Annotated in this window: 16 protein-coding genes; 6 read left to right on the plus strand and 10 right to left on the minus strand. The window is 67.3% G+C overall.

Features of this window, described 5'->3' with window-relative positions:
• Positions 1 to 45: 45 nt before the first annotated feature.
• From ACPPVQ_RS19255 to ACPPVQ_RS19270, 4 genes are all read right to left on the minus strand, one after another.
• Positions 46 to 996, minus strand: coding sequence for an aldo/keto reductase (locus ACPPVQ_RS19255; protein ID WP_426516934.1), 951 nt, complete (start codon positions 994 to 996; stop codon positions 46 to 48).
• Complete coding sequence (locus ACPPVQ_RS19260) at positions 993 to 1766, minus strand: VOC family protein (protein WP_426516936.1); 774 nt, start codon at positions 1764 to 1766, stop codon at positions 993 to 995. The genes ACPPVQ_RS19255 and ACPPVQ_RS19260 overlap by 4 nt, the downstream gene beginning before the upstream one ends.
• Positions 1767 to 1873: 107 nt before the next feature.
• Positions 1874 to 3115, minus strand: a complete 1242-nt coding sequence (locus ACPPVQ_RS19265; RefSeq protein ID WP_426516938.1) for an ROK family protein — start codon at positions 3113 to 3115, stop codon at positions 1874 to 1876.
• Positions 3115 to 3906: a substrate-binding domain-containing protein gene (locus tag ACPPVQ_RS19270; RefSeq protein WP_426516940.1), complete on the minus strand. Its 792-nt coding sequence runs from the start codon at positions 3904 to 3906 to the stop codon at positions 3115 to 3117. Before ACPPVQ_RS19270 ends, ACPPVQ_RS19265 begins: the two co-directional genes overlap by 1 nt.
• A gap of 107 nt (positions 3907 to 4013) precedes the next feature.
• Between ACPPVQ_RS19270 and ACPPVQ_RS19275 the strand changes: the two genes are divergently transcribed.
• Positions 4014 to 5435 (plus strand): TolB family protein, encoded by a 1422-nt coding sequence (locus ACPPVQ_RS19275; protein WP_426516942.1) that lies wholly within the window; start codon positions 4014 to 4016, stop codon positions 5433 to 5435.
• A gap of 82 nt (positions 5436 to 5517) precedes the next feature.
• Here the strand turns inward: ACPPVQ_RS19275 and ACPPVQ_RS19280 are convergent, their stop codons facing one another.
• The 4 genes from ACPPVQ_RS19280 to ACPPVQ_RS19295 form a co-directional block, all read right to left on the minus strand.
• Positions 5518 to 6306: a carbohydrate ABC transporter permease gene (locus ACPPVQ_RS19280; protein ID WP_426516944.1), complete on the minus strand. Its 789-nt coding sequence runs from the start codon at positions 6304 to 6306 to the stop codon at positions 5518 to 5520.
• On the minus strand, positions 6299 to 7234 hold the full coding sequence (locus ACPPVQ_RS19285) for a carbohydrate ABC transporter permease (protein WP_426516946.1): 936 nt from the start codon (positions 7232 to 7234) through the stop codon (positions 6299 to 6301). The genes ACPPVQ_RS19280 and ACPPVQ_RS19285 overlap by 8 nt, the downstream gene beginning before the upstream one ends.
• A gap of 67 nt (positions 7235 to 7301) precedes the next feature.
• Positions 7302 to 8672, minus strand: coding sequence for an ABC transporter substrate-binding protein (locus ACPPVQ_RS19290; protein WP_426516948.1), 1371 nt, complete (start codon positions 8670 to 8672; stop codon positions 7302 to 7304).
• A 340-nt stretch (positions 8673 to 9012) separates the two neighbouring features.
• Positions 9013 to 9702, minus strand: coding sequence for a hypothetical protein (locus ACPPVQ_RS19295; protein WP_426516950.1), 690 nt, complete (start codon positions 9700 to 9702; stop codon positions 9013 to 9015).
• A gap of 320 nt (positions 9703 to 10022) precedes the next feature.
• On the opposite strand from ACPPVQ_RS19295, the gene ACPPVQ_RS19300 reads away from it, so the two are divergent.
• From ACPPVQ_RS19300 to ACPPVQ_RS19320, 5 genes are read left to right on the plus strand one after another with little or no spacing between them, the layout of a single operon-like run.
• Positions 10023 to 11330 carry an efflux RND transporter periplasmic adaptor subunit gene (locus tag ACPPVQ_RS19300; RefSeq protein ID WP_426516952.1) on the plus strand — a complete coding sequence of 436 codons (1308 nt, stop codon included), beginning with the start codon at positions 10023 to 10025 and terminating at the stop codon, positions 11328 to 11330.
• Entirely contained in the window at positions 11317 to 12045 is a 729-nt protein-coding gene (locus ACPPVQ_RS19305; RefSeq protein WP_426516953.1) for an ABC transporter ATP-binding protein, read from the plus strand. Before ACPPVQ_RS19300 ends, ACPPVQ_RS19305 begins: the two co-directional genes overlap by 14 nt.
• Entirely contained in the window at positions 12042 to 13274 is a 1233-nt protein-coding gene (locus ACPPVQ_RS19310; protein WP_426516955.1) for an ABC transporter permease, read from the plus strand. The genes ACPPVQ_RS19305 and ACPPVQ_RS19310 overlap by 4 nt, the downstream gene beginning before the upstream one ends.
• A 26-nt stretch (positions 13275 to 13300) precedes the next feature.
• Positions 13301 to 14167, plus strand: coding sequence for a hypothetical protein (locus ACPPVQ_RS19315; RefSeq protein ID WP_426516957.1), 867 nt, complete (start codon positions 13301 to 13303; stop codon positions 14165 to 14167).
• The gene (locus tag ACPPVQ_RS19320) at positions 14160 to 16277 is read left to right on the plus strand and encodes an HlyD family efflux transporter periplasmic adaptor subunit (protein ID WP_426516959.1); all 2118 of its coding nucleotides are present in this window, start codon (positions 14160 to 14162) and stop codon (positions 16275 to 16277) included. Before ACPPVQ_RS19315 ends, ACPPVQ_RS19320 begins: the two co-directional genes overlap by 8 nt.
• Positions 16278 to 16568: 291 nt before the next feature.
• Here the strand turns inward: ACPPVQ_RS19320 and ACPPVQ_RS19325 are convergent, their stop codons facing one another.
• Complete coding sequence (locus ACPPVQ_RS19325; RefSeq protein WP_426516961.1) at positions 16569 to 17576, minus strand: patatin-like phospholipase family protein; 1008 nt, start codon at positions 17574 to 17576, stop codon at positions 16569 to 16571.
• Between the two features lie 268 nt (positions 17577 to 17844).
• Positions 17845 to 19509 (minus strand): DUF222 domain-containing protein, encoded by a 1665-nt coding sequence (locus tag ACPPVQ_RS19330; protein WP_426516963.1) that lies wholly within the window; start codon positions 19507 to 19509, stop codon positions 17845 to 17847.
• Positions 19510 to 19739 lie beyond the last annotated feature (230 nt).

A 19739-nucleotide genomic window follows, 5' to 3' on the forward strand; every position in this document is an offset into this window, starting at 1 on the left:
TCAATGCTCCGTTCGGGATGGTGTTCGTCAGGTCGTGGATTCGCTTCACGCGGCGCGGAAGTCGAGCCAGCTGGTCCGGTCGGGCAGCAACGCCTCGAGCTCGGCCCAGAGATCCTCAGGCAGGTCTGCGGTCGCTGCCGTGACCGTCGCGTCGATTCGTTCCGGCCGGCTGATGCCGACGATCGTCGTCGCCAGCCGAGGGTCGCGAACCGAGAACCGGATGGCGGCTGTCGCGAGATCGGTGCCGTAGAGTTCGCAGACCCGACGCATCCCGCTGATCGCCCGAAGCAACTCCTCCGGGGCGTCGCGGTAGCCGTAGCGGGTCGATCTGCCTGACGGATCGGCGAGGATGCCGCCGCCCAGCACCGCCGCGTTGACGACGCCGATTCCACGCTCCAGGGCCGCCTCGATCAGCTCGCCTGCGCTCCGGTCGACGAGGGTCCAGCGGTTGTGCACCAACAGCACTTCGAACACGCCGAGATCAAGATACCGGCGCATCTCGTGGACATCACCGCCCGCCAGCCCGATGTGCTCGACCTCACCGCGGTCGCGGGCATCGACGAGCGCGGCCACCGCGCCGTCTCGCGCCGTCAGCTCAGAAAAGTGGAAGAACTCCGGGTCGTGCAGGTGCACGACCCTCAGCGGTACACCGAGTCGTTCCCTGCTCTCCCGCAGGGATGCACGGACGCGGTCACCCGAGTAGTCGCGTCCGGCCGCATCGACCTTCGTCGTGAGGAGGAAGTCGTCGGGCAGCCCGCCGTTCTCGGCCAGCGCCCGCCCGATGCGGAGCTCGCTCCGCCCGTTCGAGTAGCCGTTGGCCGTGTCGATCGATCGGAGTTCGCTCGTGAGCACCGAGCGCACGAGTTCGACGGCGTCGCGCTCAGCGACTTCGTAACCGAAGTTGTCCGGCATGCTGCCGAGGGGTGCGCCGCCGACCGTCACTTCGCAGACCTCGAGTCCGGTCATGCCGAGCGGGCGCGACGACAGCCTGCTCATGCAGGTGCTCCCACGTGGAACAGGCCGTCCGGGTCTGCCACGAGAGGGCGCCCGTCGGACATGCGGGAGCGCGCAGCAACAGCACCCTGGGCCGCCTTCTCGAGTTCGACGGCGACGAATCCCCGGTCCGTGCCCTCATGCGTGCGCCGTCGGGTGTCGGCACTGTTGAACGAGAAGACCTCAAGGGAGCTGTCTCCCGAGCGAAGGAAGACGATCTCGAAGCCGCGCGGGTCGTGCGGCTGGTGGAGTCCCGCCATGGTGACGTAGCCGAGCGGCTGGTAGAAGGCTTCTGTCGCGGCCAGGTCGGCGACCGTCTCGGCGACATGGTCGAATCGCGGGCGCGATGGATCGCCCAGGGCCCAGTCGCGGTCGACCGCCTCTGCATCGAGGACCTCGTGGTACTGCAGCGGACCCTCAACGAGTTCGAGGAGCACGCCGTCGGGGTCGTAGAAGAAGGTGATCCTCACCCCGCCTTCCGCGTCGAGCGGATCGAGGTGGAAAGGCGTTCCGGCCGCACGGAGATTCTCGACCAACAGGTCCAGGTCACTGACTTTGAACCCCACGTGGCGGAAGCCCGTCTGCAGGTCGTCGGGTTCCCACTCGGAGCTGCCGGTGTCGACACGGTGGAACTTGATCGTCGCTGTCACCATGTCGAGCTCGGCGCTCTCGGTGGTCGCCTCCCCCACAGGAATCGCGCCGAGGAACTCGGTGTAGAACTCCACGGATCGCTCGATGTTCGCAACGTTGAGATGAATCGACCGGATGGTCACGATGGGTACCCTTCCTTGGGACACTTTCTTAGGTTGTGTTAGTTAGTTTAGGGTAAGCAATGCCTGAACACCACCACGACGGACGCATTCGTGAAGCGGACGCGGGACTACGCGCTGACGGTCGTCCGGTTCGGTCGCACGTGGGGCGTCAGGGCCTGCTGCAGCGCAAGCGTCGCTGCACCGACTGCCGCTGGATCCAGCACAGGGTCGGACAGCAGCACTTCGATGCCATGGACATGCCGTGTGCGGGCCAGCCGGGTGACGACGTCGCGGACGATGCGGAGGTAGATCGCTCCGGCATCGCTGAAACCCGGACCCGCCAGATAGATCCGGTCCAGGTCGAGCACGTTGACCAGCGAGAGAAGGGCCAGGGCGAGATAGTTCGCGGATTCCTCGATGAGCGCGACGCACCGGGCATCCCCGTTGACCGCTGCACGGGCGATCACAGCGAAGTCCTGTCGGACGCGGTCATCGATGCCGGACAGCCCGAGGTCGGCGCCGAGGCCGGACGTCGCGAACGCCCGCTGCACGATGCTGCGGGGCGCGGCGAGCATCTCGAGACACCCTCGTGACCCGCACCAGCACGGCGGGCCGTCGGACTGGAGGACCATGTGCCCGATCTCCCCGACATTGGACGAAGCACCACGCGCCAGCGCGCCCTGCACCATGATTCCGCAGCCGAAGCCTGTCGCCATGTATACCGTGGCGAAGTCCTGGGTCGCTGCGATTCGACCGGCCCAGAACTGGCCGAGCGCTGCGCACGCGGCGTCGTTCTCACGCACGACGGGCATTCCGGTCGCGGCCTCGAGGCTTTCGCGCACGGGGAACGCCTCCCACTCCGCGGCGTTGAAGGATGCGCGCTCGGCCCGGTTGTGGATGTCGAGGCCTGCTCCTGCGACACCGATGCCGACCACATCCGATCGATCGATCTCGAGTTCGCCGAGGAGGTCGTCGAGTTCCAGTACGACCCGATCGATCACGTCGTGCGGGGGCGTCCGCTCGATTCCGTGCGAGACGAGCCTGCCGACCGTCGCGCCGGCGAGATCCGTCACGACGTACGTCAGCCGCGTGTCGTCGAGCGACAGCCCGACGGCGTACCGCGCGTGACGATTCAGCTCGAGAAGGGTGGGACGCTTGCCGCCCGTCGAGTCGCCATAGCCGGTCTCGAGCACGAGCCCGTCAGCGATGAGCGACTTCACGATGCGAGTGATGGATGCGCCGGTCAGGCCTGACATCTCTGCGAGCTGGATGCGGCTGACCACCTCACCGGAACGAATCATGTCCAGAATCGCGCTGCGCGTGTTCTCCGACGACGGGCCGATCCGGCGGCTCCCCAGGGGTTCGGTCATCAGGCACTCTCCCGCACCACGAGGAACGGCTCAGGCGCGCGGATGATCACAGGGGCTTCGCTCGCTGCTGCACGCACGAGGCAGTCGCCCAGGAGCGCGCCGAGCTCGCTCGCCCTCTGGTTGACTGCGGTGATCATCGGCTGCGCGCTCTGGCACAGCACCGAGTCGGTCCAGCAGAGGACTGCGACATCCTCTGGCACCCTCTTGCCCTTCGCGGCGAGAGCAGCGACGAGGGCGACGGCGGCGACGTCACCGTCGACGATGAGCTCTGTCCGTTCGGTCCCGACGGCATCGAGAGCGTCCTGGACGATCGTGCCGGGGCGAGAGCGTATGACCTCGATCGCCGGCGATGCGCCCGCCCGCTCGAGCGCCGCCACGCGGCCGTCGGGGATGACCGCACCCTCCGGACCCGCGACGTAGATGACTCTTCCGCGCGGGGCGTCTGCGAGATGGTGACGCAGGAGTTCGACGGAGGCAGCCGTGTCGAAGACGACAGCGGAATAGCCGTCGACCTGTTGCGCGTCGGCGAGAGCCGCGAACGGCAGGTCGAGACTCTGGAGAAGGGGTATGCGGCTGTCATCCGTTGCGAGTCCGAACAGCGCGACGGCGTCCACCGAGCCCGTAGACTTCCATGTCTGGTAGACCCGCAGCTCTTCCTCGAGGTTGTCGACGACGCGCATCACCAGGCGAACGTCGGCATCTGCCAGCGAGTCACCGAGTTCCTGCAGTATCGCGCCGGTGAGCCTGTCATCCAGCGCTTCGCGGACGAGGACTAGGCCGACACCGGTCATTGGAACACCATACCGTTCAATCGTCCGGTCGGCCTCGATTGTCATGTTGCCTCTGTACATCGCATCTCTATTACACGCACTAAGTAAGTTACCTGTATTCTTACACAATGACACTACTTACGACTATCGGAGCATTCGAAGACCACCAGGACATCGGGCCGGTCCGGGTTGCCGGCGACGCCTCTTTCGACGGAGAGCGTTACACGGTCACGGGTTCCGGATACAACATGTGGTTCGACCGCGACGAGTTCCATTTCCTGTGGAAACGGGTCGAGGGGGACATCGCCCTCGAAGCGGCCGTGGAGTTCGCCGCCGCGGGCGTCGATCCGCATCGGAAAGCGTGCCTGGTCATCCGCCAGGCCCTCGAACCCGACGCCGCCTACGCCGACTTCGCGCTCCATGGCGACGGGCTCACGAGCCTCCAGTACCGCGCGGAGCCCGGCGCGATCACACGCGAGATCCAGGCGACACGTTCGTCGACGCGTATCGGCATCGTCCGCCGCGGCGACCGGGTGACCGCTCTCGTCGACGGCAGGCCGTCGGGCGGCTCCGTTCTGCTGCCGATGAGCGGCGCCTACTATGTCGGCCTTGCCGTGTGCTCACACGATGTCGACGTCGTCGAGACGGCGATCTTCTCCGACGTGCGGATCAGCAGCCCTGAGACGTCGGAGCCGACGTTGTACAGCACAACGTCGGCTACGACGTTGTACAGCACCCTGGAGACGGTGGATGTCGCCTCGGCCGACCGCCGCGCCGTCCACGTCTTCGACCGCTGGATCGAAGCGCCGAACTGGACGGCCGACGACAGGCTCGTCTACAACAGCGAAGGCCTTCTCTACTCGATGCCGGCCACCGGCGGCGAAGAGAAGCACATCGACACCGGTTTCGCCACGAAGTGCAACAACGACCACGGGCTCTCACCAGACGGCACCCGGGTCGCGATCAGCGACCAGTCTCAGGATGACGGCGCATCCGTGATCTACACGGTGCCCCTGGACGGTGGCGAGCCGAAGCGCATCACCGCCCATGCGCCGTCCTACTGGCACGGTTGGTCTCCCGATGGTTCGACGCTGGCGTACTGCGCTGAGCGTGACGGCGCATACGGCATCTTCGTCATCCCCGCTGACGGCGGTGAGGAGACGCGGCTCACGACCGCACGGCATCTCGACGACGGCCCGGACTACTCGCCGGATGGCAAGTGGATCTACTTCAACTCGGACCGGAGCGGGCGCATGCAGATCTGGCGCATCCCGGCAGGCGGCGGCGAGCCCGAGCGCGTGCTCGAAACCGGGACGGCGGACTGGTTCCCCCATGTTTCACCGGATGGGCGGTGGATGGCCTTCATCGCCTACGACGGGGACGTCGACGGTCATCCCCGCGACCACGACGTCGCACTGCAGGTGATGGACCTCTCCGACGGAACCACGCGTGTGCTCGCGGAGCTCTTCGGTGGGCAGGGGACGATGAACGTTCCGTCCTGGTCGCCGGACAGCTCGCGGCTGGCATTCGTGAGCTACGCCTACCTCTGATCCGGCGCATCCCGGTCAGACGACGAAGCGGCGGGCCTCCTTCGGGAGGCCCGCCGCTTCGTTTGTGAAGGATCTACGGGGACTACTTCAGCGCACCCGCCGAGAGTCCACGCTCGAACAGCCGCTGAAGCAGCAGGTAGGCGAGGATCTCGGGGATGGCGGTGACGACGGCTGCCGCGACGACCTTCGTCTGGTCGTTGTTGAACTCGCCGACGAAGAACGACGGCACGAGGGTCACCGTCTGCAGCGCCGGGTCCTGCAGGAACACGAGGGGAAGCAGGTAGTCGTTCCAGGTGCCGATGAGCGTCAGCACGACGATCGCAGCGCCGATCGGCGTAGTGAGTGGCCAGACGACGTAACGGAAGCCCTGCCAGGTCGACGCACCATCCACCCTGGATGCGTCGAGCAGCTCGTTCGGCACCCCGTCGACGAAGTTGCGTGCGAGAAGCACAGTGAACGGAATCTGCAGCGCCGCGAGTGGGAGGATCACCGCGATGAACGTGTTGTAGACGCCGAGCGACGTGGCCGTCGCGAACAAGGGCGCGAGAATGACGACCTCGGGCAGAGTGAGTGCCGCGAGGAGTAGCCAGAAGAAGAACTCCTTCGCTCTGATCTGCAGCTTCGAGAACGCGAACGCGGCCGTCATGGTGCAGACGTAGACGATGGCGATGACCACGACAGCGATGATCACGCTGTTGCGGAAGAACACGGGAAGTTCCGGGATGGCGAGAACGGTGGCGTAGTTGTTCCAGCCGGTGCCCGCCAGTGATTCCTGCACCATGGCCACGAGCGGGAACAAGAAGGGCAGGACCAGGAGGGTCGCCACGATCTGAAGGACCAGCTTGGCCGGCCAGCGACGGGCTTCAAGCACGACGCGCACCCCTTTCACGTCCGGTGAGTCTCAAGAGAATTGCAGCAGCGACTGCGAGCACGAGCAGCGTGACCGAGATGGCTGATGCGTAGCCGACGGCATTCAGGGGCACCGCCTGGCGATAGATGAGCGTGCCGAGGAATTCGGTCGAATAGTTGGGGCCGCCAGCGGTCACCAGCTGGGGGATGTCGAAGAGCTTGAGCGTTCCGATCGCCGTGAGCATGGCGATCGCCACGGTCGTCCCGCGCAGGTTCGGCCAGACGATGCTTCGAACGATGCGTGCGTTACCCGCCCCGTCGAGCCGGGCGGCTTCGATGATCTCCGGGGAGATCTGGCCGATCGCCGCGAAGTAGAGGATGAACGAGATTCCCGTTCCGCTCCAGATCGCGATCGACATGATGATCGGAAGCGCCGTGCTCTCCTGGCCGAGCCACGGCTGCCGGAAAGCACCGAGCCCGATCGCCTCCAGCAACTGGTTGACCTGACCGGTCGGGGTGAACATGACCCTGAAGATCGGCGCCATGGCAGCGGGGGCGATCACGACGGGGACGAAGACGATGATCTTGTACAGGACGCCGAATCGGAGCTTCGAGTGCAGGAGGACTGCGAAGACGAAGCCCAGCAGCGCCTGGCCGAAGAACGTGACGAAGAAGAAGAGGACGGTGTGCTGCAGGCTCCCCCAGAAGACGGGATCCGCGAGCATCCTGGCGTAGTTGTGGAGGCCGACGAACACGGAGTCGGGGCTCACGCCATCCCAGTTCAGCAAGGAGATGTAGACCGTGTACCCGATGCAGAAGTAGATGAGGGCAACCGACACCGCGAGTGCGGGAAGCAGCCAGAGGAAGTTCGCTGCGCGATTGCCGTGGAGGGCTCCGGATCGTTGCTTACTGAGGGTAGTGGTGCGAGGAAGGGTGGTGACCGTCGCCATTGTCGAATTTCTCCGTTCCTTGAGCCGGTCGCGGACCCCGGGTGACCCGGGGCCCGCGACCGCCTGATTACTGTCCTGACGCCGCCTGCGACTGCAGCGTTGCCGCAGCCTGCTGGGGCGTCGCTTTGCCTGCGAGCACCGTGCTCGCAGCGTCGAGCAGTGCCTGGTCGAGCGGACCCGAGATGTTCGCCAGTCGCGCTTCGGTCACGTTCGACGTGTACTTCGACAGCCAGTCGAGTCCGGGTGTCTGCAGCGCGGCGTTCACCAGCGGAACGCTCTTGTAGTCGGGCGTGACGCCGGCGAGCACCGGGTCTTCATCGAGGTTGTTCGCGATGACCTGCTGGCCCTCCTTCGTTCCCCCCAGCCAGGTTGCGAACGTCTCGGCCGCAGCGATGTGCTGCGACTTCTTGTTCACTGCGAGTGCGTAGTCCGGGTCGCTGAACGCGGCGATCGTGTTGCCGTTGCCTGCGACATCCGGGAATGGAACCGGCGCCATCGTGAGGAGTTTGGTCGACGCGGAGACCCCAGCGCCCTGAAGGGCCGCCTTCAACGTGTCCGTGCGCGTGTACTGGCGGTACCAGGTGCCCATCTGCACCATCGGCACCTGACCGGAGAGGAACGCGTTGTTCACGTCGGGGTACTGCTGGATTCCCAGCGCACCCGGGTCGAGGATCCCCTGACCCTGGAGGTTCTTCCAGATCGTGAGCGTCTGAACCATCGCGGGGTCCGTCCACTTGGCCTTCCCAGCGACGGCATCCTCATAGAAGCCGGGCTTGACGCTGTTGGCGATCGTGTGGAGGGTGTCCTGCTCGAAGCCCGCGGGGTCGACACCTTCGCGGAAGCAGCCGAGGTTGTGGGAACGGAACACCTTGCAGACGCTCTCCCATTCCTGGAGGGTCGTCGGCGGCTTGAGTCCGTACTTGTTGAAGAGGTCGAGGTTGACCCACATCATGCCGGACGCGACTTTGCCGATGGGTGCGGCCTTGAGCTGGCCGCCGACCGTGAAGTCCTTGACGCCGGCCTCGAACAGGCCGGTCTTCCAATCCGATCCACGCAGCTTCTGCATTGCGGGGGTCAGATCGACAGCGTCGACGCCGTACGTCTTCACTGCGGCTCCCGTACCGCCCACGAGGAGGTTGAACACATCCGGACCGCTCGAGGATGCCAGGGCCGGCCGAAGCGCGGCGGCATAGTCCGCATCCTGGATCTTCTTGAACGTGATGTGGATGTTCGGGTACTGCTTGTTGAACTCGGTGATCGCGTTCTGCGCAACAGCCTGGTCGGGGGTCCAGCCCCACCAGGTGAGATTCGCTTTGGTCGGTGAGCCCTGTGCGCCGCTCGATGCGGAGCAGGCGGCCAGTCCGACAGCGAGGAGACCCGCTGTCGCCACGGTGGCAATCAGTCGCACCGAGCGGCGCGACCACGAATGAAACGGCATCGTTTCTCTCCTTGAGGGTTTGAGAGTGCTGGGTTCCGCCACCCCAGGGGACGACGTTGGCCCACTCTAACTCTGATCAATCTAATTTACAAATTGTTTGTAAGTTTGCTTGCTCGTGAGTCGCCTTCGCTTCTGGGGCGGGGTTCCGGGTGTAATTCGATGCTAGGCAGCGCGATTCATCGAATCCAACAGTGAGTTCTTCTAGGATTCAGCAGCCGATTCGATCAATGGCACCGTCGGGTCATCCTGTGGACCTGCCCTGGGCTCTGAGGCAACCGGCTGCCGTTACTGGCGCGTCAGCCGGGGGCTTTATCCCAGCTCCCTCGGTGGTCTTCCGGGGCTACGCTGAGGCGGCTGAGGGCTGAAGTGAGCGGGCCTCTCCGCGCGCGATGAGCACGATGGCCGCGATGATGATCCAGAACGCCTGGAGGCCGGCAAGTCCGGCGGCAAAAGCCTGGGCGAAGGGCACGAACACTTCGAGCAGGCCCACCAGCAGGAATGCTGCGCCGAGACCGGCCGCCACCCAGGCGAGCCACCGCGGCAACAAGCCGGTGCGCAGCAGGATGTAGCCCAGCGGCAGGTAGATCGCTGGTGCCGGGACAAGCGGGAACACCTGGATGAACCGGGACATGAGGTCGAAGCCGACCCGGGCGCTGGTGGCGACGCCCGCTGTGGAGGCGCTCACCCAGGTCAGGGTGAACACCCCCTCCAGAAGCACTAGTGCGACGAGGACACTTGATCCGAAGAGGACCACGTATCCGGGGGCCGTTCCGTTTGCGGCGGTGAGGAACAGGACTCCGATGAAGAAGATGATGCACAGGGCAGAGCCGGTGGCCTGCAGCCAGGTGCCGAAGGTGACCAGCTGCTGATACTGGGCTCCGACGGCGACGATCTCCGTCGTCGTTGGCCGCGCTGCGTAGACGACCGCCTCCATCCTCGGGAAGAGGGTCGGTACGAAGAAGTAGAACCCGAAAAACAGCGCACCGACAAGTCCGATGATGCCGACCGCTCGCCCGCGAACCTGGAACATTGCTCCTCCTCGGGCCGACCCTCGCGTGGATTCTCGGCGTAGTCGAAGATAACGGTCGATCGTCGTGATCGCAACGGATCGCGTGGGGAGACCGGCGGGCACGCGCTCGGGGGACGGTCTGCTCCGCAGGGCACCGACCGAGCCGAGGGAGCCCCTCGAGCAGGCCGGTGCGTGAGTTGAAAGCTCGAACGCCGAACGGACCCGATCCTTGAAGTCTTCGCAGAAAGCCATCCGGTTCAAAGCCGATGCATAGCCCGCGCATACATCCCGCGAATCCGAGCGCCGTAACGTCCTTCTGCAGTCGTTGAAAGGACCCCGCTATGCGCGTTCGCCGCCTCAGAGCCATACCGCCATGGGTTCTCGTCACCGGAACGGCTGTGATCGTCGCGGCCGTCACGTCGGCGGCATGGTGGGGCGTCGGCAGACTGACGGCCACACCCGTCGCAGCATCGATCTCGCGTACGGTCGCGGTCAGCGACCAGGCGCTGAAAGAGACCATTACAGGCACCGGGACGCTGACCCCGACGGTCAACGACGCCGTCGACTTCGGCGCCCCGGGTCAGGTGATGACCGTCGCCGTGCAGGCCGGGAGCAAAGTCACCGCCGGGCAGGTCCTCGGCACGGTCGACACGACCGAAGCGAACGCAGCCCTCCTCAATGCCCAGGCGAACCTGGCCCAGGCCCAGGCGAAGCTGTCCACCGCCGAGGCGTCCGGTTCGGCCACGGCGGCGCAGATCGCTGCAGACGATTCGACGGTGACGCTCGACCAGTCGAACGTGCAGAGCGCGCAGGCCGAAGCGGCCGCCACGACACTGAAGTCGCCGATCGCCGGCATGGTCACCGCCGTCAACGTCGCTGTGGGCGACGTGGTCTCGGCATCGTCGTCCAGCGGGTCGAGCGGGTCCGGGTCGAGCGGATCCGGGTCGAGCGGATCCGGCTCGGGCGGGCTCGGGTCCTCCGGTTCGGGTGGCTCGGGGTCGGGTGGCTCGGGGTCGGGCAACTCGTCGGCGTCGTCGTCTTCATCGTCCGCCGACTTCACGGTCGTCAGCACCGGCTCCTGGCAGGTGAGCGTCGACGTTCCCGCATCCAGTGTCGGCGAGATCGCCGTCGGCAACGAAGTCACGCTCTCGACCACCGAGAACCCCTCGTTCTTCGGAACGGTCTCGTCGATCGGGCTGCTCCCCTCCTCCACGACCGGTGCCGCGACCTACCCCGTCGTCGTCGCCGTCACCGGCAGCCCCGCGAACCTGTACGACGGCGTGACTGCCACCGCATCCATCGTCTACAAGCAGCTTCCGACCGCTCTCACCGTGCCGGCTTCGGCGATCCACCGGACGGGCACGCAGACGACGGTGACCAAGGTCGTCGGCGGCAAGGATGTGACGACTCCCGTGGTCGTCGGGCAGACGGTGGGCCAGGTCACCCAGATCACCAAGGGCCTCAGCTCGGGCGACCAGGTCGCCGTGACGATCAACATCGGGGCACTCCGCGGCGGGACAGGAACGGGAACCGGCACCCGCGGAACCGGCGGATTCGGGGGCGGCGGCGGGTTCGGCGGCGCAGGATTCGGCGGCGGCGGCTTCGGCGGCGGCGGCGCAGTCCTGGGAGGCACCAATGGCAAAGGCTGAGCTCGACCTGGTCGACCTGCTGCAGCCGAGCCCGGTCATCGCACTGCGTGAGGCGGGCAAGGTCTACCACACGGGGTCCATCTCGTACGAAGCGCTGCGCGGCATCGACCTCACGATCGAGGACGGCGAATATGTCGCGATCATGGGGCCGTCGGGCTCGGGCAAGTCGACCCTCATGAACGTGCTCGGCTGCCTCGACGACCTGACGGCGGGCTCCTACCGGATCGCAGGCCAGGACGTCTCGAAACTGGGCGACGACGAGCTCGCCGTGATCCGCAACCGCCGTATCGGTTTCGTCTTCCAGCAGTTCAACCTGCTGTCATCGCTCACGGCCCTGCGCAACGTCGAGCTGCCCCTCGTCTATGCGGGTGTGCACCGCGACGAGCGGCGCGAGCGCGCCATCCGGGCTCTCGAACAGGTGGGTCTCGGCGACCGCACAGCCAACAAACCGGGCGAGCTGTCCGGCGGCCAGCAGCAGCGCGTGGCGGTCGCCCGCGCCCTCGTCGGCGAGCCGACGCTCCTCCTCGCAGACGAACCGACCGGCAACCTCGACTCCACGGCGACGCGCGACGTGCTTTCGCTGTTCAGCGAACTGCACTCCCAGGGGCGCACGATCGTGCTGATCACGCACGAGTCGGATGTGGCTGCGAACGCCGACAGGATCGTCCACGTCTACGACGGCCGAATCCAGGCGGATGAGGCGGTGCGGTCGTGAACTGGGCTGAAACCTTCAACTCGGGCTGGGCTGCCATCCGCGCCCACTCGCTCCGCTCCTCGCTGACCGTACTCGGCATCCTGATCGGTATCGCCGCCGTGATCCTGACCGTGGGCCTCGGCCTCGGTACGCAGAAGGATGTGAGCGCCCAGATCAGTGCGCTCGGCAGCAACCTCCTCATCGTCTCCCCCGGCAGCAGCACGACGACGGCCGGGGTGCGCGGCGGCTTCGGCACGAGTTCGACCCTGACGCAGAACGACGCGAGTGCCCTCGAGTCGAAGATGTCCGCACCGGACATCGCCAGCGTCGCACCGGTGAAGACGCTGTCGGAAGAACTCACCGCGGGCAGCACGAACTGGACAACGACCGTCTCAGGCACGACCCCGGACTGGCTGGGGGTGCGGGCACGGAGCGTCGCATACGGGCGATTCTTCACCGCGGCGGATGAGGCGAACAGTGCGCCGGTCGTCGTGCTCGGACCCACTACCGCGACCGAGCTGTTCGGCTACACCAACGTCGTCGGCCAGTCGGTCGACATCGGCTCCCAGAACTTCACCATCATCGGAGTGCTCACCTCTGCCGGGTCGAACTCGTCGAGCAACCTCGACGACACCGCGGTGGTACCGCTGTCGACCGCCCAGGCCGACCTGGCCGGCCAGACGAACGCGGCGAGCGTCTCCACCATCTATCTCGAGGCGGCGTCGCCGTCCACCCTTTCGGGCGCTTACCAGGAGGCCGACCAGATCCTGCTGAACGACCACGGGATCACCACGGCCACCGCAGCGGACTTCACCATCAACAGCCAGGATGCGCTGGTCACGACGGCGACGAGCATCTACCGCACCTTGACAATCCTGCTCACCGGCATCGCAGCGTTGTCCCTGCTCGTCGGCGGAATCGGCGTCATGAACATAATGCTCGTGTCGGTGACGGAGCGGACGCGGGAGATCGGGCTCCGTAAGGCGCTCGGTGCGCCGCAGCGCGCCATCCGGCGGCAGTTCCTCGTCGAGGCGGGCATCCTCGGTCTCGCCGGAGGAGTGCTCGGCGCCGTCCTCGGAAGTGTCACGGCGCTCATCCTTCCGGGCCTCATCGGAAGCTCGGTCGTCATCTCACCCACAGCGATCCTCATCTCGCTGGTGGTCGCCCTCAGCATCGGCGTCGGTTTCGGCGTCTACCCGGCCTCGCGGGCCGCCCGGCTCGCTCCCATCGACGCTCTTCGCACCGAATGATGCACGCTCACAGATCGGAACACCCCATGCCAACCACGATCACGAAGTCCCGACGCCTCGCACTGGGTGCGGCCGTCGTCGGTGTCGCCCTCCTCCTCGCCGGCTGTTCTGCGGCGGCGGCGCCCGCAGCCCCGGCCGCGACCCAGGCGCGGCAGTTCGGCGGGCAGGGCGGCGCGCAGGGTGCCGGCGGCGGCCAGGGAGCCGGTGGGTTCGGCGGCATCTTCGGCCAGATCGCGGCCGTGACCGGAACCACGTTGCAGGTGCAGAGCCAGTCGGCACAGACGGCGGTCACCGTCGCTTCGACGACGACGGTGCTGCAGACGAGCAAGGGTTCGATCGCCGATGTCACCGTCGGCAGGTGTGTCGTCGCGTCGAGCTTCGGGGGGACCACGGCCGGTTCGACCCCGGCGCCCTCGACCGGAGGCGCCGTCACCAGCGTCGCGATCACCCCTGCCGTCAACGGTGCCTGCACCGGTGGATTCCGCGGAGGCGCAGGCGCGGGCACACGGCCCTCGGCTCGCCCCGGGGCGACGGCGCGGCCATCCGCCCCCCGCAATCGCGCCTTCACGCCGCCGGTCTCCGGTGCCGTGACCGCGGTCTCCGGATCGTCGATCACAGTCTCGGTGAAGGATGCGAGCGGCGCGACGTCATCGAAGACGGTGCAAACCGGTCCGTCGACCGCTTTCACGATCACCGCCAAGGCCACGTCGGCGGCCCTCACCGTCGGCAAATGCGCGGCGGTCCGTGGCCCCGCGGACTCGGCAGGAACCGTGAAAGCAACCTCGGTGACGGTCTCCGACCCCGGTGCGAACGGATGCACGACCCCGTTCGGTCGCGGCGGCGGCCTCGGCGGCACCCCGTCATCCCCGGGAGCAAGTGGTGGGAATGCCTAACAAACGTCGACTGATCGTGGGCGGAACCGCCCTGGGTATCGCCGTCTGCCTCGTCGGCGGCGGAATGGCCATCGCTGCGGCGAGCGCGCCGGCCGGTTCATACCGCACCGCGGTGGCCCAGCCGGAGACGGTGAGCCAGGCAGTGGCGCTGTCGGGAACGATCGCCTCGGCGACCCGCCACGACCTCGCGTTCGGTGTGGCCGGCACGGTCGCGACCGTGTCTGCACAGCCCGGAGAGCATGTGAAGGCCGGCCAGACTCTCGCCACCCTCGATCCTGCGAGCCTGCAGAGCGCCCTCCAGTCCGCGCAGCAGAACGCTGCGACGGCGTCGCAGACGCTTGCGGATGACCTGGCATCGCAGACGGCGGGCGTTACGACCGGGTCTGGGTCTGGGTCCGGGTCTGGCTCGGGTTCTGGCTCGGGTTCTGGCTCGGGTTCTGGCTCGGGCTCGGGCTTCGGGACAGGCTCGGGATCCGGTTCCGGTTCCGGTTCCGACTCCCGGTCCGGGTCGGGATCTGGGTCTGGTTCCGGGTCGGGATCTGGGTCTGGTTCCGGATCGGGTTCCGGCTCCGGAGCCGGTTCGGGGTCGGGTTCCGGCTCCGGCTCGTCGGGTGGGTCCGGGTCCGGCTCGTCGGGTGGGTCCGGGTCCGGCTCGTCGGGTGGCTCCGGGTCCTCGACGAGTCCCGCCGTGACCGCCGACATCGCCCGAGTGAAGGCGGCCCAGACAGCGCTTCTCGACGCGGCCCAGAAGGCATCCGCAGACCTGTCGACGGCGCAGTCCGCTCAGACCGCCGCCGCTACGGCCTGCTCGGCGTTCCTCCACGACTCGGTTGCAGCATCCCCGGCACCGGCCCCGTCTCCCGCGCCGTCGCCGGCCCCGGGTTCGAGCCCCAGCCCCAGCCCCTCACCGTCTCCCGCTCCTTCTAGTGACCCGCTGGCACCGGCCCAGGCCGACCTGGCGACCTGCCAGGCGGCGACCAGTGCACTGCAGACAGACCAGCAGGCGGTCGCGAGCGCGCAGGCACTCGTCCAGCAGTCCGCGACGAACCTCAACACGGCGGTCGCCCAACTGCAGACCGACCTCGGCGCATCCGCCGCCGGTCGCACCTCGGCGGGATCGTCGACATCCGGTTCGGGAACATCCGCCGCGCGCTCCCTCGCGACAACCTCGACCTCGGGAACCGGACCGACCATCCGCACCGCATCGCTGTCCAGCTCCAGCCTTGTCGTTGCATACGTTTCTTCGGTCGCATCGGTCGCCTCGGTCGGATCCGGCGGCTCGGGCGGATCCGGCGGCTCGGTCGGCCAGTCGACGGCAGGGCCTGCGACGGCCGCCACCATCCTCGCTGACCAGGCATCCGTCACCGCAGCGAATGCGGCTGTTCAGGCCGCGCAAAGGAACATCGCGCTCGGCACTCTCACCAGCCCGGTCGACGGGATCGTCGCTGCGGTCTCGATGGCCTCCGGCACAGCCGTTCCGGCCGGGTCGACCTCCGATGTCATCACCGTGATCGGTGCGAGCGGATGGTCGATGAGCGCCACCGTTCCTGTCACCCATATCGGCGCACTGAAGGTCGGGCAGCGCGCAACGGTCACCGTCGCCGGGGCTTCCGCGCCGCTCAGCGGTGCGGTTTCGGCGATCGGCATCACCAACGTCTCCACCGACGCGACAACACCGGCCTATGCGGTGAGCGTGAACCTCCAGGATGCGTCCGCCCACCTGCTGAACGGGGCGCCCGCACAGGCCTCCGTGGCTGTGGCCACCGCGACCGATGTGCTCGCCGTTCCCACGTCTGCGATCCACCAGAACGGGTCGACGGCCGTGGTGTACAAGGTTTCGGGCGGCTCATTGGTACCGACACGGGTCACCGTGGGGACCATGGGTCAGGACTTCACTCAGGTCACGTCCGGTCTCGCGCGGGGTGACCTCGTCGAACTCGCCGATCTGTCCGCGCCGCTGCCCAGCACGACGACAACCGGCTTCGGTGGGGGTGCCGGTGGGGCCGCACGCTTCGCAGGTGGTGGCACGGGGGCCGGCGGCGGAGGTGCAGGCTTCGGCGGTGGTGCAGGCTTCGGCGGCCGGACGAGCACGCGCGGCACCGGCGGCTGACCGACGCCGGGCTCGCGCGGCACCGGCGGCTGACCGACGCCGGGCTCGCGCGGCACCGGCGGCTGAGCGACGCCGGGCTCGCGCGGCCCGACCGCCGCGCGCGGCATCACGGGCGGCCGGACGATCACGCACAACACCACCGCCGACCGACGCCGGGCCCGCGCGGCCCGACCGCTGCGCGCCACACCGGGTTGACCGGGGCCGCGCGTGTGGCCAGTCAGGCCAGACCAACCGATCGGCCTCTGCGGCATGAACAGATGTCAGGCACAGAAGCCCGATCGGTTGCGGACGTCAGCGCCAGAATTCGGTGAGCGGACCGGCAAGGGCGGTGCCCTGGTCGTAGCCGGCCCGGGCCGCGGCTGGCCGCAGCGACAGATCCATCGCGTTGGCACCGAACATGTGCTCGGAGCTGCCGTCAGGGAAGATCGTCTCTACCCTGCTGCCGGCTGCCCGCAGCTCGTCGACCTGCGCCGCGAGCTGCATGCCCCACTCCAGCGGGTGCAATGTCTTGCCGCTGAACGGTGACAGCACCAACACTCGCTCGTACCCTGCTGCCAGATCGGCGTTCTCGTTGCGCAGGTAGCCACCGTCGAGGTAGCGGTTGTCCCCGATCCGGTAGGGCAGCCCGCTGGCACAGCTGGCGGCGATGGCGTCGGCAAGGTCGACTCCGCTGTGTCGGTCGAACACGACCGCGTCACCGGTTCGGGCATCGACGGCCGTGATGAGTATTGTTCGTTGCGGCCATTGCTGACTGGGCAGCCGCGCTGCGACGGTGGTGCGCCACTGTGGAGACCAGGAGCCGTCGGATGCCGCATCCATTTCGAGGGCCGACGCGCCCAGTCTCCGGCGCATGTCTGCCGCATCGTCAGCGGAGGCGATGATCGTGCTCAACCTCTCCAGGTGGTTCACCACGGGCCTGTTCGGAGAACGTCCCCGGTCGGATCCGATCGGGCCGGTCCGTTGTGGGGGAACCGTGTCGACGATGGCGGCATACAGTTCGGTCGGGGTTGCGCCGCCGAGCTGGGCTGCAGCCGTCGATCCGGCGGATGTCCCGATGGTCAGGTCGGCCGTTGTCACGTCCAGCCCCGCATCGTAGAGGCCGGCGACGACGCCGATCAGCCACGCGTTGCCTGTTGATCCGCCGCCGCCCAGGACCAGTGCTCGCTCGCCCGCAGCGCGAACCCGGCTTGGGGGGTCGATCTGCGGATCCTGACCGGACCCCGGCAGGTCGGCGCCCGTCGTCGAGGTGGAGTGCGGGGGTGTGGGATGTGTAGAAGGTGTAGAAGGTGTTGTGTTCATGGGAGTCGCCTTTCGCGAATTGCCTGTGGGGCGCTCCCGGCGGCGACTAGCTCAGTCGCGCGATCGTGGATTGCAGGGGAGCACCCAATACGGATACTGCGTTCATGGGTCTCACCTCCTGCCGACGGGTCACGATCGCTTAGACGTTAGCACGGCGGCGACGCGTCGCGTAGTCGAAATTGCCGGTGCCCTGCCGCTGTCGACCGCGTGACCGCTGCCGAACCCCTCATCCGCGAGCGTCGGGGTCACCTGACGTCGATGGCCGCCGTCATGGTGGTGCGCTTTCGGGGATGCGGACGCGTCCGCCCCGGCGGGGTGTGCGGGTGGGGTCGTGGTGTGCCGGTGGGGTGAACCAGGGGGTGTTGTCGCGGACGTTGATTTCCCAGCCGTCGTCGTGGACCCGGTGGTGATGGTTGGAGCAGAGCAGGATGCCATTGTTCAGGTCGGTCGGGCCGACGTCGCGGTCCCACCAGCGGATGTGATGCGCCTGGGTGTAGGCGGGTGGATGCGGGCAGCCGGTCCAGGCGCAGCCGCCGTCGCGTTCGGCGAGGGCGTGTTTCTGGGCGGGGCTGAACAGGCGTTTGCTGCGGCCGAGGTCGAGGACTTCACTACCGCGACCCAGCACCAGGGGGATGAGGTTGGCGTCGGCGGCGAGACGGCGGGCGGTTCCGGCAGATACCGGAGTCGGGATCTCGTCGATCTCCGCCGCACCGGCCCCGGCACGCAGGTCGGCCAGGCTGACGCGCACGATCATCGTCACCGGCGGGGTGGTGAGACCGGTTGTGCAGCCGGCCCGGTGGCGGAAGACCTCGACGGCGCAATCCGACCGGATCTGCGCCAGACTGCGCGACTCGGGAATGTCGGTGTCGGGCGCCGTCTCACCCTCAGAAGCTTCGGGTTCGGAACTTTCCCGGAAACACACCCCGGCACTGGGCGTCTGCTTCTGGTCCCCGGTCGTGCGGTAGTCCTGGCTGACGTATGCGGTGATCTGGGGAACCACGTGCCCGGCGGACTCGGGGTCGAGGTACCAGTTGATGTGGGCCATTCCGTCGCGGGTGGTGGTGATCGTCAGCGACCGGCGCCGACGCAGCATCTGTTCGCGGGGTTCGGTGCCGTCCTGGTCCAGCCGGTCCCGCACCTGCACCGCGAGTTTGCGCACCTGCTCCACCGTTAACCCCGGTGCGTGGTCCACCAGCGCGCGCTCACCCATCGCACGCTGCTCGAGCGTGCAGCCGGGACCGGCCTTCGCCAGCTCCCGGACGATCACCGCGGCCTGCTCCACGGACACCCGCGGCCCGACCGATGCGATGGGATCTGCTGCGCCAATTGCAGTAGAACCCTCTGCATCGCCGTCGGCGCTGGCGTCGGCTGTCGAGTGGCCGCCCGTCGGATGGCCCAACAATGCTGTGGCCAGATCGGGAAACTCCGCCGGCAACTCCTCGCCGTGCAGGCTGTGACGTGGTGCAGTCGCCCTCGCTACCGCACAGAGCTGCCGTGCGGCCGGCAAGCTGGTTCGCCACAGCTCCGCCAGCAGCGAGCCGATGTCACTGTGCCCGGCCGCCCGCACCGGATCTGTCTCCGGGTCGACACTACGAGCCCGGTCGAGCGCCGCGATCCACCGCAACGTTGCGGCGTCGAACGCTGCGCGAACAGCACCGAGAGCGGCCAGTGCCTGCACGAGTTGCTGCGCTTCAGTCAATGCGGGCGATCCCGCTCCGCTGTCGGCGCAGACTCCCCAATCCGCGTCGGCCCCTGCTCTCGCGTCCGGGTCTGGGGCCAGCGCATTCGCATCCGCCACGGCACCCGCAGCCGCAGCCGCACCCGCATCCGAACCCGCACTCGCGTTCACCGCGCTCGCGTTCGCTTCGACAGCACGCAGCCCCTCGAGCGCGGCAATGATCGCGTCAAGATCGTGGGTGCGGGGGAAGGTCATGATCCAACCTAACCAGAGCCCCCGACAATCGGTCGAGGTTATAAACATCCTCTGATCAGGAATTTACCTGTGGATAGATTTCAAAATGAGCAGCCTGTGGAGGACTGGACGAAACCCCCGATCACGCTTGATTCGGCGCGTCTCGTCGACGTGCGACAGCCAATACCGCACGCCAATGACGACGCAGTCGACCGTCGGCCGGTGGCTCGAGAAGTCGCCGAATCTCGCTG

This window comes from Leifsonia sp. McL0618 (assembly GCF_049994905.1).
Lineage (GTDB): Bacteria > Actinomycetota > Actinomycetes > Actinomycetales > Microbacteriaceae > Diaminobutyricibacter.